Origin of the sequence: Pseudomonas sp. BN414, from assembly GCF_029871275.1 — a bacterium.
Lineage (GTDB): Bacteria > Pseudomonadota > Gammaproteobacteria > Pseudomonadales > Pseudomonadaceae > Metapseudomonas > Metapseudomonas resinovorans_C.
Map to the genome: position 1 here is coordinate 202,765 of NZ_SSOL01000078.1, position 15,539 is coordinate 218,303.

Consider the following 15,539-nt stretch of genomic DNA (forward strand, 5'->3'; position numbering starts at 1 on the left):
CCTCACGGAGAAGTGACTTGGCGCAGCACCAGGGTGCCGTCGCGCTGGGTGAATTCGAGTTGTTTGAGGGCGCTCATGCCAAGCAGCACCTCTTCGCCGTCCATGCCCGGCACGATGATTGCCGGCACCTGGGTCAGGCGGATGTCGCCCAGGCGCAGGTCCTGCAACTGGGTGCGATGGCCGGTGACGCGGCCGTTGGCGGTACTCAGGGTGACCGCCGCGCCGGGTTTCAGTCCAAGGCGTTCAGCCAGCCGCGCCGGTACGGCCACCTGGGTGGCGCCGGTATCGAGCAGGAAGGTCACGCCCTGGCCGTCGATGCGGCCATCCAGCAGGTAATGCCCTTGGCGGCTGCTGGCCAGGCGCACTTCCACATAGCCGTCGCCCTTCACCGACTCGGGTGCACGATTGGGATTGTGCTGCTGGTCCTCCCAGACGCCGAAGTAACGCGTGGCCAGGATCAGGCCGATGCCCCAGGCGAGCACCAGCATGACCCTTCCCACACGTTTGCCCGGCGTCTGTGTGGTCATTTCGCGCTCCAGCCGCCCTTCGGCGCGGTGAAGCGCCAGACGATCGGGCGCCGCTCGCCGTCGCCGCGGGCCTTGCCGCCGTTGTCGAGGCCGATCCAGGCCCCTTCGGCATCTATCCACAGACCCTCGGCCACCCCGAAAGGCACACCGTATCGACGGGTATCGGCCAGCGCTTCCTCGGCGAAGGACCAGCAACGCTCGACTTCGCCATTGCTCAGCTTGCGCCGGCAGACCTGATGCGCCAGGCGCTCCAGGGTGAAGAGTTTCTCTTCGTGGAAGGCGACGTCGGAGAAATCCCGCGGCATCTGTTGCTCGCTGCCGACGGGTGCTGGCGGACGTTCGGTACCCCCCTCGCTCAAGATCACGCAGCCGCCGGTGCAATTCCAGGTGGACTGCTGCTTGTGGACCACCATCAGGCCCCGGCGCTCGCGTTCGGCGGCCAGCCAGAGGCGCTCGCCCTTGGGATCGATGGCAATACCTTCAAGCAAGGCATTGAAGTGCAGCAGCATGCCACTGGCGCGGGCCTGACGGATCAGGTTGTCCGGCAGCAGCAGCCAGCTGGGCTCACCGGACACCGGCAACTGCAGAACCGCCGCATTGGCCTCGCTCACCAGGTAGCGATTGCCGGCGGCATCGCAGCTGATGCCTTCGAAATCCAGGTCGTTGCCCCGCAGCAGGCTGATGACCCAGGAACGTGCGCGCACACCCCAGGGCAGGCTGCTCTGGGGAGGTGGCGGCGCATGGAAGGTCTCGGCTTCGGCCTGGAGTACGCCACCGATGGGTTTGAGCCGGTAAAGCTGGCTATCCACCCGATCGGAGACCGCCACCAGGTCGTCGCCGCAGCGGGCCAGCCCTGAAAGGTTGCCCTGGCGCATGCCTTCTACCGGGTATTCGAAGGCCAGCCTCAGTTGTTCCGGATCGTCGGCGGCCCAGAGCGGTGCACAGGACAACAGGCCGAGGAGGAAAAAGACTCCCCTCACGCCATGACCTCGGCCAGGTTGCCCTTGGACTCCAGCCAGGACTTGCGATCACCCGCGCGTTTCTTCGCCAGCAGCATGTCCATGACTTCCACTGTGCCCTCCGCGTCCTCGAGGGTCAGCTGGACCAGGCGACGCGTGTTCGGGTCCATGGTGGTTTCGCGCAGCTGCGGCGGGTTCATCTCGCCCAGGCCCTTGAATCGTGTGACCTGCGGTTTGCCACGCTTCTTCTCGGCCACCAGGCGATCGAGAATGCCGTCGCGCTCGGCTTCATCCAGGGCGTAGTAGATCTCCTTGCCCAGGTCGATACGGAACAGCGGCGGCATCGCCACATAGACGTGCCCGGCTTCCACCAGCTGGCGGAAGTGGCGAACGAACAGCGCGCACAGCAGCGTGGCGATGTGCAGGCCGTCGGAGTCAGCGTCGGCGAGGATGCAGACCTTGCCATAGCGCAGCTGGCTGAGATCGGTCGCGCCGGGGTCGACGCCGATGGCGACGGCGATGTCATGCACTTCCTGGGAGGCCAGCACTTCGCCGCCATCCACTTCCCAGGTGTTCAGGATCTTGCCTCGCAGCGGCATGATCGCCTGGAATTCCTTGTCCCGCGCCTGCTTGGCCGAACCGCCGGCGGAGTCACCTTCCACCAGGAAGAGCTCGGATCGCATCGGGTCCTGGCCCGCGCAGTCTGCCAGCTTGCCGGGCAGCGCCGGGCCCTGGGTGATCTTCTTGCGCTCGACCTTCTTACCCGCCTTGAGACGGCGGCCGGCGTTGCTGATCGCCAGCTCCGCCAACTGCATGCCCAGGTCCGGGTGCTCGTTGAGCCAGAGGCTGAAGGCATCCTTGACCACGCCGGAGACGAAGGCCGCCGCCTCGCGGGAGGACAGGCGCTCCTTGGTCTGGCCGGAGAACTGCGGCTCCTGCATTTTCATCGAGAGGACGAAAGCGATGCGCTCCCAGACGTCTTCGGGCGCCAGCTTGACGCCGCGCGGCAGCAGGTTGCGGAACTCGCAGAACTCCCGCATGGCGTCCAGCAGGCCCTGGCGCAGGCCGTTGACATGGGTGCCGCCCTGAGCGGTCGGGATCAGGTTGACGTAGCTTTCCTGGACGCTGTCGCCACCTTCGGGCAGCCAGAGCAGCGCCCAGTCCACCGCCTCCTTGTTACCCGCCAGGCTGCCGCAGAAGGGCTCGCTCGGCAGTCGCTCGAACTCGCTGACGGCATCCACCAGGTAGGAACGCAGGCCATCTTCGTAATGCCATTCGACGCGCTCGCCGCTGGCCTTGTCTTCGAAGGTGACGGAAAGACCCGGGCAAAGGACGGCCTTGGCCTTGAGCACATGCTTGAGGCGGCTGACGGAGAATTTGTGGGAGTCGAAATACTTGGCATCCGGCCAGAAATGCACGCTGGTACCGGTGTTGCGCTTGCCGACACTGCCGATGACGTCCAGCTCGCTGGCCTTGAAGCCATCGGCGAAGGTCATCATGTATTCGCTGCCCTCGCGCTTCACCCGCACTTCGACGCGGGTGGACAGGGCGTTCACCACCGAGATGCCCACGCCATGGAGGCCACCGGAGAACTGGTAGTTCTTGTTGGAGAACTTGCCGCCGGCGTGCAGCTTGGTGAGGATCAGCTCGACACCGGGCACCCCTTCCTCGGGGTGGATATCCACCGGCATGCCGCGGCCATCGTCGATGACCTGCAGCGAGTTGTCCTCATGGAGGATCACCTGAACGCTGCGGGCGTGGCCTGCCAGGGCCTCGTCCACGCTGTTGTCGATGACTTCCTGGGCCAGGTGATTGGGTCGGGAGGTGTCGGTGTACATGCCCGGGCGCTTGCGCACCGGGTCGAGGCCGGAGAGGACTTCGATGGCATCCGCGTTGTAAGTAGCCATGGATTCCCTTTCAGTCAGAGGTCGGAAAAGTCGATGTCACGCCACAGCTGCGCGGGAAAGCCGGCAAAGGCCAGCAAGGCGGGCAGATGGGCAGGGAAGTTCTGGAAACCGTGGTCGCCGCCCGCTTCGATACGCAAGGCGCAGGCGCGGTAGTAGCGCTCAGCCTGGCGGTAATCGAGGGTTTCATCGGCCGTCTGCAACCACACCTGGTAACGGGCCGGGTCCTGTGGGGGCGGCACTTCCAGTTCGGCCAGCGCCATCACATGCTCCAGCGTCAGCTCCCAGATTTCGTCGCTGTAATAGTTCTTCTGTGGGCCAAGCTGGCCGTCGAACAACCGATACGGGGCGACCGCGGGGTTGATCAGCACGGCCTTCAGGCCGTGGCGTTCGGCCAGGTGGGTCGCATAGTAGCCGCCCAGGGAGCTGCCGACCAGCACCGGGCGCCCCAGTTCGGCGATCGCGTCCTCGAGCTGGCCGAGGGCCAGTCGCGGATGATGATGCAGAGCCGGAACTTGCAGGCGTTCGGCCAGGCCGAGGTGCTGCATGAGCGTGCCGAGCTGGCGCGCCTTGAGCGACGCCGGCGAGCTGTTGAAGCCGTGTATATAAAGGAGGCTGGGTTGCGAGCTGGACACGCGGTTTCCTGGCAGATCGAGGGAAAGTTGTACTTCTTGCCGTGCCGCGGCGCGAAGGTCAATAACCCTTGATGCTGTAGTCCACTTCGAAGGTGATCCCGGTGACCCGCGAAACGCCGGTTTCCACGCGACCATCACGGGTCAGGCGCAACCAGCGATAACCCGGTGCCTCGTTACCCACGCAGAAATCCTCGCTGCCCGGCGCGAACTGCACGCAGGTGGATGGCGACGCCAGCAGGCGTACGCCATTGCGGACCTGGTCGAACTCCTGGTGAACGTGGCCCCAGAGCAGCGCCCGCACCTGTGGATAACGATCCAGCACGGCGAACAGGCTGTCGGGGTTGCGTACGCCGATCGGGTCCATCCAGGTGCAGCCGATGGGCACCGGATGATGATGGAAGCTGACCAGCACATGGCGCTCGCCGGCCCCTTCGAGGGCACTTTCCAGAAATGCCAACTGCTCGGCGGGGAAATGTCCGGGGACCGCGCCGGCAATGGTGGAATCCAGCAAAACCAGACGCCAATGGGGGAAGTCGACGATGGGTTCCAGCTCGGCGGTGCCAGCGCACACATCACGCATCACCGGAACTTCATCGTGATTGCCCGGGAACCAGCGGGCAGGCGCGGGAATGACCGCAGTCAGATCCCGGAATGCTTCGTAGGACTCGACCGAGCCGTCCTGGGACAGGTCGCCCGTAGCCAGTACCAGGTCGATGCGCGGCTGCTCCCGGAGCACCTGATCGATCACCCGCAGCAAGCTGTCGCGGGTTTCCATGCCCAGCAGCTTGCCGTCCGCCTCGGCGAACAGGTGGCTGTCGGACAGCTGCACCAGCAGCACCGACTCGTCAGCGGCAGGGGGGAATGGATTGGGCAAGGCCTTCTCCTCGGGCAAGGTGTTCCGATTATGGTTGCTGCGCGCGCAATGGGTAAACCCGCGAAGCGGGAATGGTTCACATTTGGCGGCTGCGGATCAAGCTGGCCGACCAGTCGCAGGCGCTTGCAGACAAAAGCAGGACCTGCGGGAGCCCGTCGATCGCGGGGCGTTTCGCCCAGAGTTTAGAGGACGACCGGTTCCAGTTCGTGGCCACAAGCCAGGCAATGGCTCAGCCACTCACCGAGGAAGAGATTGAGCTGACTCTTCTCATCAGGCTGGTGCATGTCGGCGTTGGGATAGGAATACACGCTGCGGAATCGCCGTGCATTCTCGGCACCGACCACTTCCGCCATGCGCGCGTCATGGTAGACGCGCACTTCCAGCTGTGGCGACGGCAGCCAGGGCAGGCTGTGCTCCTGGCGCACCTGCAGCGTGGTGGTATAGGGGCAGGCTTCGACCACTTCCAGGGCCAAAACACCGAGCAGGCGCTCGCCCTGGCTCAGCGCGACGCGGCGGGAACCACGCACCTCGCGCATCTGCGGAAGCAGACGCATCAGGCGCGCGTAGTTCGCCTCACAGGCTGCTTGCAGCCCGATGAGATCGACCCGGTAGCGATCGCGCAACAGATTCACGTCCACAACCCCCTGACTTCAGCACGGTTCAGCGCCAGCCACTGCAAGGCCAGCATACTCGCGGCGTTGTCCAGCCGCCCTTCACGCATCAGGGCCAGGGCGTCTTCCAGCGGCAGCACGTGCACGCGGATATCTTCGCCCTCCTCCGCCAGCCCGTGTACGCCGCCCGCGCCGTTGCTGTCGCAACGTCCGAGGTACAGGTGCACACGCTCGTTGGAGCCCCCTGGTGAAGGATAGTAGGTGGTGATCGGCCACAGCGAAGTCAACTGCAGATCGGCTTCTTCGACGGCTTCCCGACGGGCGACCTCCTCCGGTTCCTCGTCCTTGTCGATCAACCCCGCCACCAGTTCCAGCAGCCACGGGCTTTCGCTCTTGCCGAAGGCACCGACGCGGAATTGTTCGATCAGCACCACCGCATCCCGTTGCGGATCATAGGGCAGCACGCAGACAGCATCGTGACGAACGAAGAGTTCCCGATGGATGACCGGTCCCATGTCGCCGGAGAACAAGCGATGGCGCAGGCTCAGGCGGTCCAGGCGGTAGAAACCTTGGAAACAGGTTTCTCGTTCGACGATCTCGACAGCGTCGGGGCCCGGCTTGAAGGTTTCGGTCATGGGTGGGTCTCACTGCTGCGGAAGGCTTCGATTCGCGCATCCTACCCCTTGGTCGAGCAGGCTGCAGCCTCTTTGCAGACGGGGCACGGACTGGGAAGATGCGCGGCGAAAAGCTGCCCGGGAAACGCGAACTCACGGCCCCGATGGCAGTCGAAGCCTGCACTTTTTCGGAATCCGCCCCTGAATGATGAAGCCGATGCCCCTCGCCCGACTCCTCGCCGCTGCCAGCCTCGGCGTCCTGCTCAGCGCCTGCCAGATGCTGCCCGGCGGCAGCGCCAAACTGGAACCGCAGCGCCACGCCTGGGAACACCTGAAGCCCGGCTGCCAGGGCGAAACCTGTCCGCTGGTGAACATCGACACCATCAGCTTCGCCGATGAGCCGCAGCTCAATTCGCTGATCAACCAGCGATTGCTGAAGATGACCCAGAACGGCCCCGGCGAGCCGCTTCCGGCGTCGCTCGAATCCTACGAGAAGGACTTTCTCGCCAGCGCCGAACCGGGCTGGAGCAGCTACCTGCAAGCCAAGGTGCTGGAGCAGCACGACAAGCTCGTGCTGGTGGAGCTGTCCAGCTACCTCTTCACCGGTGGTGCCCATGGCATGCCCGGACGCGGTTTCATCAACTACGACCGCAAGCTGGAGAAGCCGCTGAGCCTTGGCGACATGTTGCTTCCCGGTCAGGAAGAAGCCTTCTGGCAAGTCGCCGAGCAGGCCCACCTGCGCTGGTTGGCGGCCAACAAGTTCGACCAGGACCCCGACTTCATCAAGACCTGGCCGTTCGAACGCACCGCCAATGTGGGCCTTGGCTACGGTGCGATGCTGCTCAAATACGACGTGTACAGCATCGCACCCTACTCCAGCGGGCACCCGGAGATTCGCATCCCCTACCCGCAGCTCAACGGAATACTGAAGCCCCAGTATTTCCCCGGACGCGGCTGAAGCGTCCCAGCAGCAATTGCAACCCGCCGGCTGCCAGCAGGGCTGGCAGGGTTGCACCCAGCTCCGGCCAACGATTGGCCAGCAGGTGGTAGATCGCGACACCGCAGCCCCAGGCAACCAGCGTGTCCCAGCGCAATGCCACGCGCGGCGCCAGATCGGCGCGGCGGCGACGCAGGACGAAGTGATCCACCAGCACCACGCCGAACAGTGGCGCGAATACCGAGCCGATCAGCAGCAGGAAGTTCTGGTAATCGGCCAGCGGCGCGAACCAGGCGATCAGGGTGCAGAGCAGGCCAATGGCGAGTGCCAGATGCTCGACCTTCAGCGGCAGCAGGATGCCGCTGGACACTGCCGCCGAGTGGATATCGGCAAAGGCCTTTTCCGACTCGTCCAGCAGGATCAGCAGCAGCGGTATCCCCATGCCCGCGCCGGCCAGGGCCAGCAGCAGTGCGTTGGCATCGGTGCCCTCGGCGAACGCCAGGGTGTAGGCCACGCCCAGGCCCATCAGCCACAGGCAGCCGATGAAGAAGCCCAGGGCCGAACCGGCGAAGACGCCGCCACCACGACGGCCGAAGCGCGAGTAGTCGGCGATCAGCGGCAGCCAGGACAGCGGCATGGCGATGGCGATATCGAAGCCCAGGGCGAAGCTCATCGAACCGTCACCGGCCCGCGCCATCAGGGCCGAGAAATCAGCGCGGTTGAACAGATCCCAGGTCAGCCAGACACAGGCGCCCAGCAGCAGCCAGATGCCCCAGCGGCGCAGGATGCGACGTACGAAAGCGAGCGGACCGGCGACCGCGAGCAAGGTGGCCAGGGCGCCGAACACCAGGGTCCAGAGCGTGGGTGAAGCCCACAGGCTGTCCTCGCCCAGGCCACGAGTGATCAGGACGCTGGCCGCGTCGCGCATCACGATGATCTCGAAGGCGCCCCAACCCACGAGTTGCAGCAGATTGAGGAAGGCTGGCAGGGTCGCGCCCGCCGAGCCGAGGCTGAGCTTCATCGCCGCCATGGAGGCCAGGCCGGTGTCGCTGCCGATCATCGCGGCCGCACCCAGCAGCAGCACGCCGACGCCGGTGCCGAGGAATATAGCCAGCAGTGCGTCGCTGGCACCGAGGCCCGGCGCCAGCAGCGCGCCGGTCTGCAGCACCATCAGGCCAAGGCCGAGGGAGAACCAGAGGGAAAACAGATCGCGCGTGCCGAGAACGCGCTGGTCGAAGGCGACCGGAATGGACGGCGAGTAGCTGGTCGGGGTGTTCACGTTGGCAGTTGCCCTGATGGACTGTAGTTATGAATTGGCCACAAACCGGAAAGCCGGGCACGAGGCCCGGCTTCCAGCGTGGGGATGACAGGTCAGTGCCTGTTCATCGTTCCAGAGCTGACGCTCACACTTGCTTGTAGATCACCGATCCCTCGTCCTTGAAGCGCCCGGACTGCTCGGCGAAGCCGGCCTCGATGGCCTTCTGTTCGTCGGTCAGGCCATTTTCCTTGGCGTAGTCACGCACTTCCTGGGTGATTTTCATGGAGCAAAACTTCGGTCCGCACATGGAGCAGAAGTGCGCCACCTTGGCCGAATCCTTCGGCAGGGTCTCGTCGTGGAAGGACCGCGCGGTGTCCGGGTCCAGGCCGAGGTTGAACTGATCCTCCCAGCGGAACTCGAAGCGCGCCTTGGACAAGGCGTTGTCGCGGATCTGCGCGCCCGGATGCCCCTTGGCCAGGTCGGCCGCGTGGGCGGCGATCTTGTAGGTGATGATGCCGGTCTTCACGTCATCCTTGTTCGGCAGACCCAGGTGCTCCTTCGGGGTCACGTAGCAGAGCATGGCGCAACCGAACCAGCCGATCATCGCGGCGCCGATGCCGGAAGTGATGTGGTCGTAACCGGGGGCGATGTCGGTGGTCAGCGGGCCGAGGGTGTAGAACGGCGCCTCGTCGCAGCATTCCAGCTGCTTGTCCATGTTCTCCTTGATCAGGTGCATCGGCACGTGGCCGGGGCCTTCGATCATGGTCTGAACATCGTGTTTCCAGGCGATCTTGGTCAGCTCGCCGAGGGTTTCCAGTTCACCGAACTGGGCGGCGTCGTTGGCATCGGCAATGGAACCCGGACGCAGGCCATCGCCGAGCGAGAAGCTGACGTCGTAGGCCTTCATGATTTCGCAGATTTCCTCGAAGTGGGTGTAGAGGAAATTCTCCTTGTGGTGAGCCAGGCACCACTTGGCCATGATCGAACCGCCGCGCGAAACGATGCCGGTCACGCGCTTGGCGGTCAGCGGCACGTAGCGCAGCAATACGCCGGCGTGGATGGTGAAGTAGTCCACGCCCTGCTCGGCCTGTTCGATCAGGGTGTCGCGGAACAGCTCCCAGTTCAGGTCTTCGGCGATGCCGCCAACCTTTTCCAGGGCCTGGTAGACCGGCACGGTGCCGATCGGTACCGGCGAGTTGCGGATGATCCACTCACGGGTTTCATGGATGTGCTTGCCGGTGGACAGGTCCATCACGGTGTCCGAACCCCAGCGGATGCCCCAGGTCAGCTTGGCCACTTCTTCTTCGATGGACGAACCCAGGGCCGAGTTGCCGATGTTGCCGTTGATCTTCACCAGGAAGTTGCGGCCGATGATCATCGGCTCCAGCTCCACGTGGTTGATGTTCGCCGGGATGATGGCGCGACCGCGGGCGATTTCCTCGCGGACGAACTCCGGGGTGATTTCCTTGGGGATGCTGGCGCCGAAGCTCTGCCCCGGATGCTGCTCCTTCAGCAGGCCGGCAGCGCGCGCCTCGGCCAGTTTCATGTTCTCGCGGATGGCGACGTATTCCATCTCGGGCGTGATGATGCCCTGCTTCGCGTAGTGCATCTGGGTGACGTTGCGGCCGGCCTTGGCGCGGCGCGGGTTGCGCACATGGGCAAAACGCATGGCCGACAGCTCGGCATCGGCCAGTCGACGCTGACCGAACTCGGAGGTCAGGCCCGGCAGACGCTCGGTGTCGTTGCGGTCTTCGATCCAGGGCGAACGCACGTCGGCCAGACCCTTGCGCACATCGATGCTGACGCTCGGGTCGGTGTACGGGCCGGAGGTGTCATAGACAGTGACCGGGGCGTTGATCTCGCCACCGAAGGCGGTAGGCGTCACGTCCAAGCTGATTTCGCGCATGGGCACGCGGATATCCGGGCGGGAGCCCTGCACATAGACTTTCTGCGAACGGGGGAAAGGCTGGATGGATTGCTGGTCGACCTGGGCGCTCTCGCTCAGGTTCTTTTGTTGTTTTGCGGTCATCGGGCTGGCTCCTGGGATGATGTCGGAGCGAACCTGAAAGAGAGTGCACCGGGGCTGGTGCCGAGAGGGGCCTCCCGGAATGCGGGTTGGGGAGGCACATCTTGTTCCCTACGCAGGCTTTAACCTGATCAGGTTCAACGGGATCCGGAACTCTCCGATCTCAGCCTCCGATTCGAGGCACCCCGACAAGAACTCGCGCAGTCTAAACAAGCTCGCCCGAGAAAACCAACCCGGTGGTCAGAATAATGTGACCGGCGCGTCGACAAATGACGCAAGTACCTCAATAGGAAAGGATTGTTGCAGGCAAGCAACATAGCTTGTCGCAAACTACACTGAGGCCGCCTGTGGGGCGTCTTGACCCGCCCCCAGCGCCCCCGTAGCCTTGCCCGACACCTCAGTATCCAGGATTGATCATGCTGCGCAGACTCTCGCTGGCCATCGCCGTGGCTTCCGCCTTTGCCGGAACCGCCTGGGCCGTAGATGCACCCCTGTCAGCCAAGACGGACCTCGTGACCGTCTACAAGGACGCCGTCGACAACAACGCTGACCTCGCCGCTTCCCGCGCCAACTACGAGGCGCAACGCGAGGCCGTACCCCAGGCTCGTTCCGGCCTGCTGCCGCAGATTAACGGCGGTGCCACGTCCAACGACACCCGGACCAAGCTGGACGATCCCTCCAACACCTTTTCGCGCAGCGGCATCGCCTACCAGGCGACCCTGAGCCAGCCGATCTTCCGTGCCGACCGCTGGTTCCAGCTGAAGGCCGCGGAGTCTCTCACCGAGCAGGCCTCGCTGGACTTCTCCGCGATTCAGCAGGATCTGATCCTGCAGACTGCGGAAACCTACTTCTCCGTGCTGCGCGCCCAGGACAACCTGGCCTCCACCAAGGCCGAGGAAGCAGCGTTCAAGCGCCAGCTCGACCAGGCCAATGAGCGCTTCGATGTAGGCCTGTCGGACAAGACCGACGTGCTGGAAGCCCAGGCCGGTTATGACACCGCCCGCGCCAACCGGATGATCGCCGAGCGCAATGTGGAAGACGCCTTCCAGGCGCTGGTGACCCTGACCAACCGCGAGTACCCCTCCATCGAGGGCATTCGCCACACCCTGCCGGTCGTGGTGCCCGCGCCCAACGACGCGAAGGCGTGGGTCGATACCGCCGCCCAGCAGAACCTCAACCTGCAGGCCGCCAACTACGCCGTCGACGCCGCCGAAGAAACCCTGCGCCAGCGCAAGGCCGGCCACGCGCCGACCCTGGATGCGGTGGCCAGCTACCAGAAGGGCGACAACGACAGTCTCGGCTTCAGCAATAGCGGTTCCACCCTGCCTGGCCAGGACCCGTTCAGTGGCGATGTGGAGCAACGCAGCATCGGCCTGCAGCTGAACATCCCGATCTACAGCGGCGGCCTGACCAGCTCGCAAGTGCGTGAGTCCTATCAGCGCCTGAACCAGACCGAGCAGCAGCGTGAAAGCCTGCGCCGCAACATTGTGCAGAACACCCGCAACTTCCACCGCGCGGTGAACACAGACGTGGAACAGGTGAAAGCACGCAAGCAGTCGATCATCTCCAACCAGAGCGCACTGGAAGCCACCGAGATCGGCTACCAGGTGGGTACCCGCAACATCGTCGACGTGCTCGACGCCCAGCGCCAGCTGTACAGCTCGGTACGCGACTACAACAACGCGCGCTATGACTACATTCTCGACAACCTGCGTCTGAAGCAGGCCGCCGGCACCCTGAGTCCGGGCGACCTGGAAGCCCTGGCTGCCTTCCTCAAACCCGACTACGACCCGGACAAGGACTTCCTTCCGCCGGACCTGGCCAAGGCCGCAGAGGCCAGCCTGAAAGGCGACCCGGAGTACTGAGTTCCGCTCCAGACGAAAAAGCCCGGCATGAATGCCGGGCTTTTTCATTGGATTGTCGGAGCGCCGCCAGTCGTAGGATCGAGCTCAGCTCTGAGAAAGGTTATTTGGCCGCCCAGGCGTTGAAGCGCTGCTCGAGGTCTTCGCCGTGGTCTGTCCAGAACTCCACATCCATCGGCAGGGCCTGCGCCATGTTCTGCGGCGCGCTGGGCAGCCAGCCGGTCAGCGCCGGGTCGAGACGCTCGAAGGTCTGCTGGTTGACCGGGCCGTAGGGAATCCGTTTGACATAGTCGGCCTGGTTATCGGCCTTGTTGATGAAGGCGATCAGCTGGTGGGCACGTTCGACGTGTTTCGAGCCCTTGATGATCGCCCAATAGTCCATGCCATAAAGGCTATCCGGCCACACCACGGCGAACTTGTTGCCTTCCTGATGGGCCGCGGCAATGCGCCCGCTGTAGACCGAAGTCATGGTCACGTCGCCGGCGGCCAGCCATTGCACGGGCTGGGCCCCCGCCTCCCACCACTGGATATGGGGCTTGAGCTGATCCAGCTTGGCGAATGCCCGCTCCACCCCTGCCGGCGTACCCAGCACCTTGTAGACATCCTCGCGCTTGACGCCATCGGCCAGCAGCGCGAACTCCAGGTTGTACACCGCCCGCTTGCGCAGCCCGCGCTTGCCGGGGAAGCGCTGCACATCCCAGAAGTCCGCCCAGGACTTCGGCGCCTCAGCCAGCTTGCCTGCGTCATAGGCCAGCGCCACGCTCCAGACCATGGTGGCTGAACCGCACTCCTGAGCCGCATCGGCGATCAACTGGTCGGCACCGCCAATGCGCTGCCAGTCCAGGCGCTCGAACATGCCTTCCTCGCAGCCACGCACCAGGTCAGGCGCCTCGATCTCCACCAGGTCCCAGTCGACGCTGCCGGTATCGGCCATCACCTTGATACGCGCCATCTCGCCGTTGTATTCGCCCTCCGTCAGCGGGGCTCCGCTGGCCTTGGCGAAGGGCTTGAAGAAGGCATCACTCAGGGCTTTCTGCCCTGCCCCGCCGTAGCCCACCACCACCATGTCAGCCGCCTGGACGCTTCCCAGGCTACAAGCGAGCGCCAAGCCAGCGAGCAGACGGCCGGCGTGGCTGGAAGCAGGAACGGAACAAAGATGTGAACGGTTGCTCAGGTGAGGGACGAAAGACTGCCGCATTGGTGCTTCTCCTCTTGTTGTTGTCATGAAGCCTGCCCGTGTCGGGCTGACACGAAGCTAAGCCAGAGCAAAGTAAAAAAACAAGTTGATTTTTTACTGCAGGTAAATTTCCATGGGTCAACAAGAACAAGCGGGCCGCCAGGCCCTCAGGAGCCTCCATGTCCAGTGCTACCTTCCCGCACCTTTTCGAGCCCCTGGAAATCCGCGGCAAACGCCTGAAGAACCGGATCATGTCCAGCGGCCACGACACCTCGATGCCCGCCGACAACCTGGTCAACGACCAGCTCGTCGCCTACCACCGTGCTCGCGCCAAGGGTGGAGTCGGCCTGATCGTTCTGCAGGTGGCCGGCGTGCATGACAGCGCGCGCTACACCTCCCACGTGCTGATGGCCACCGATGATGCGTGCATCGAGGGCTATCGCCGCCTGGCCGACGCCTGCCATGCCGAAGGCACGGTGGTGCTCTCCCAGGTCTTCCATCCCGGCCGGGAAATCATGGAGTCCAGCGATGGGCTGCTGACGGTGGCCTGGTCCGCGTCGGCGTCACCCAACGAGCGTTTCCGGGTAATGCCGCGAGCCCTGGACCAGCGAATGATCGACGAGATTGTCGCCGGCTACGGCGCAGCCGCCCGCCGGTTGTCCGAGGCGGGTCTGGACGGCGTCGAGATCGTCGCCAGCCACGGCTATTTGCCCGCGCAGTTCCTCAACCCGCGCGTCAACCGCCGGGAAGACGGTTACAACGGCGACCTGAACGCCCGCCTGCGCTTCGTCCGCGAAGTGATACAGGCCGTGCGAGCCAACTGCCCGGAGGACTTCATCGTCGGGATGCGCATCTCCGCCGACGAACGCGACCCGGAAGGCCTGACCGAAGACGAATCCCTGACCGCCGCTCTCGCCCTGCAAGGGCAGCTCGACTACCTGCACCTGGTGGCCGGCACTTCCGCCTCCATCGGGGGCGCCATCCATATCGTGCCGCCCATGGCCATCGAAGCCGCCTACCTGGCTTCCACCGCCGGGACCTTCAAGTCGCGCCTGGACATCCCGCTCTTCGTCACCGGGCGGATCAACCAGCCCCAGGAAGCCGAGAGCATCCTCGCCCGCGGGCAGGCGGATGTCTGCGGCATGACCCGTGCACTGATCTGTGATCCCCAGATGCCGAACAAGGCCGCCAATGGTCGCAGCGACGATGTGCGTGCCTGCATCGCCTGCAACCAGGCGTGCATCGGCCACTTCCATCGCGGCTATCCCATCTCCTGTATCCAGCACCCGGAAACCGGTCGTGAACTGACCTACGGAGAACGCACACCTGCCACCGTGCGCAAGCGCGTGATGGTGGTGGGCGGAGGGCCGGCGGGCATGAAGGCCGCCACCGTGGCAGCCCAGCGCGGCCATGAGGTAACCCTCTTCGAGGCGGCAAACCAGCTCGGTGGGCAAGTGTTGCTGGCCCAGTTGCTGCCGCGCCGCGCGGAATTCGGCGGGGCGGCCACCAACCTGCAACGGGAGATGGAGCTGGCCGGCGTCCAGGTGCAGCGCAATGTCCGCGTCGACCGCCCCCTGGTGGAACGCGAGCGTCCTGACCTGGTGATCCTCGCCACCGGCGCGAAACCCTACTGGCCGCCCTTCGAGCGCGGCGGCGAACTGCAGGTGGTCGACGCCTGGCAGGTCCTGCGGGACGAAATGCAACTGGGCCGTTCGGTTGTGATCACCGACTGGCGCGGCGACTGGATCGCCCCCGGCATCGCCGAACGCCTGGCGCGCAATGGCCACCAGGTGCGCCTGGCGGTGAGCGGCCCCCATTGCGGCGAGAGCCTGCCTCTTTACGTGCGCGACCAGATGGCCGGAGAACTGCACAAGATGGGCATTCCGATCACCCCCTATGCACGCCTCTATGGCTGCGACGACAACACCGTGTACATGACGCATGCCGCCTGTGGCGAACCGATGCTGTTCGAAGAGGTGGACACCCTGGTGCTCTGCCAGGGCCACCAGCCGGTGGACGATCTGGGCAGTGAGCTGGAAGGCCTGGTGGAATTTCGCCGGATCGGCGACTGCCTGGCGCCCCGTACGGTGGAAGAGGCAATTTACGAGGGACTGAAGCTGGCCTGGAGCATCTGAGTGTCGCCGGCGATCGCGGC

At 64.6% G+C, this 15,539-nt stretch carries 13 protein-coding genes and 1 riboswitch; of the genes, 3 read left to right on the plus strand and 10 right to left on the minus strand.

Going from position 1 to position 15,539, the window contains the following annotated elements; all coding sequences use genetic code 11:
- Positions 1–2: 2 nt before the first annotated feature.
- The 7 genes from E8E95_RS26265 to E8E95_RS26295 all read right to left on the minus strand — a co-directional run bounded on the left by E8E95_RS26265 (position 3) and on the right by E8E95_RS26295 (position 6,145).
- Positions 3–527, minus strand: a complete 525-nt coding sequence (locus E8E95_RS26265) for a TIGR02281 family clan AA aspartic protease (protein ID WP_280355050.1) — start codon at positions 525–527, stop codon at positions 3–5.
- Entirely contained in the window at positions 524–1,507 is a 984-nt protein-coding gene (locus tag E8E95_RS26270; RefSeq protein ID WP_280355052.1) for an esterase-like activity of phytase family protein, read from the minus strand. Before E8E95_RS26270 ends, E8E95_RS26265 begins: the two co-directional genes overlap by 4 nt.
- Complete coding sequence (gene parE, locus E8E95_RS26275; RefSeq protein ID WP_280355055.1) at positions 1,504–3,393, minus strand: DNA topoisomerase IV subunit B; 1,890 nt, start codon at positions 3,391–3,393, stop codon at positions 1,504–1,506. Before parE ends, E8E95_RS26270 begins: the two co-directional genes overlap by 4 nt.
- A 14-nt stretch (positions 3,394–3,407) precedes the next feature.
- A complete protein-coding gene (locus E8E95_RS26280; RefSeq protein ID WP_280355056.1) occupies positions 3,408–4,160 on the minus strand; it encodes a YqiA/YcfP family alpha/beta fold hydrolase in 753 nt (250 codons plus the stop codon).
- Positions 4,084–4,899 carry a 3',5'-cyclic-AMP phosphodiesterase gene (cpdA, locus tag E8E95_RS26285; RefSeq protein WP_280355058.1) on the minus strand — a complete coding sequence of 272 codons (816 nt, stop codon included), beginning with the start codon at positions 4,897–4,899 and terminating at the stop codon, positions 4,084–4,086. Before cpdA ends, E8E95_RS26280 begins: the two co-directional genes overlap by 77 nt.
- Positions 4,900–5,081: 182 nt before the next feature.
- Entirely contained in the window at positions 5,082–5,537 is a 456-nt protein-coding gene (locus E8E95_RS26290; RefSeq protein ID WP_044870743.1) for a DUF1249 domain-containing protein, read from the minus strand.
- Positions 5,528–6,145: an NUDIX domain-containing protein gene (locus E8E95_RS26295; RefSeq protein ID WP_179062452.1), complete on the minus strand. Its 618-nt coding sequence runs from the start codon at positions 6,143–6,145 to the stop codon at positions 5,528–5,530. The genes E8E95_RS26290 and E8E95_RS26295 overlap by 10 nt, the downstream gene beginning before the upstream one ends.
- 196 nt (positions 6,146–6,341) lie before the next feature.
- Here E8E95_RS26295 and E8E95_RS26300 point away from each other — a divergent pair, with 196 nt between their 5' ends.
- Positions 6,342–7,082, plus strand: a complete 741-nt coding sequence (locus tag E8E95_RS26300; RefSeq protein WP_280355062.1) for a DUF3298 and DUF4163 domain-containing protein — start codon at positions 6,342–6,344, stop codon at positions 7,080–7,082.
- Here the strand turns inward: E8E95_RS26300 and cytX are convergent.
- The gene (cytX, locus tag E8E95_RS26305; protein ID WP_280355064.1) at positions 7,039–8,340 is read right to left on the minus strand and encodes a putative hydroxymethylpyrimidine transporter CytX; all 1,302 of its coding nucleotides are present in this window, start codon (positions 8,338–8,340) and stop codon (positions 7,039–7,041) included. The two genes, E8E95_RS26300 and cytX, sit on opposite strands and share 44 nt — an antisense overlap.
- A gap of 124 nt (positions 8,341–8,464) precedes the next feature.
- Positions 8,465–10,348 (minus strand): phosphomethylpyrimidine synthase ThiC, encoded by a 1,884-nt coding sequence (gene thiC, locus E8E95_RS26310; protein WP_280355066.1) that lies wholly within the window; start codon positions 10,346–10,348, stop codon positions 8,465–8,467.
- Between the two features lie 88 nt (positions 10,349–10,436).
- Positions 10,437–10,543: riboswitch (TPP riboswitch) on the minus strand.
- Positions 10,544–10,761: 218 nt separating this feature from the next.
- Between thiC and E8E95_RS26315 the strand changes: the two genes are divergently transcribed.
- The gene (locus E8E95_RS26315; RefSeq protein ID WP_280355068.1) at positions 10,762–12,210 is read left to right on the plus strand and encodes a TolC family outer membrane protein; all 1,449 of its coding nucleotides are present in this window, start codon (positions 10,762–10,764) and stop codon (positions 12,208–12,210) included.
- 100 nt (positions 12,211–12,310) lie between these two features.
- Here E8E95_RS26315 and E8E95_RS26320 read toward each other — a convergent pair whose 3' ends face one another.
- Positions 12,311–13,273: an ABC transporter substrate-binding protein gene (locus tag E8E95_RS26320; RefSeq protein ID WP_280355436.1), complete on the minus strand. Its 963-nt coding sequence runs from the start codon at positions 13,271–13,273 to the stop codon at positions 12,311–12,313.
- A 290-nt stretch (positions 13,274–13,563) separates the two neighbouring features.
- On the opposite strand from E8E95_RS26320, the gene E8E95_RS26325 reads away from it, so the two are divergent.
- Entirely contained in the window at positions 13,564–15,519 is a 1,956-nt protein-coding gene (locus tag E8E95_RS26325) for an FAD-dependent oxidoreductase (protein ID WP_280355069.1), read from the plus strand.
- Positions 15,520–15,539 lie beyond the last annotated feature (20 nt).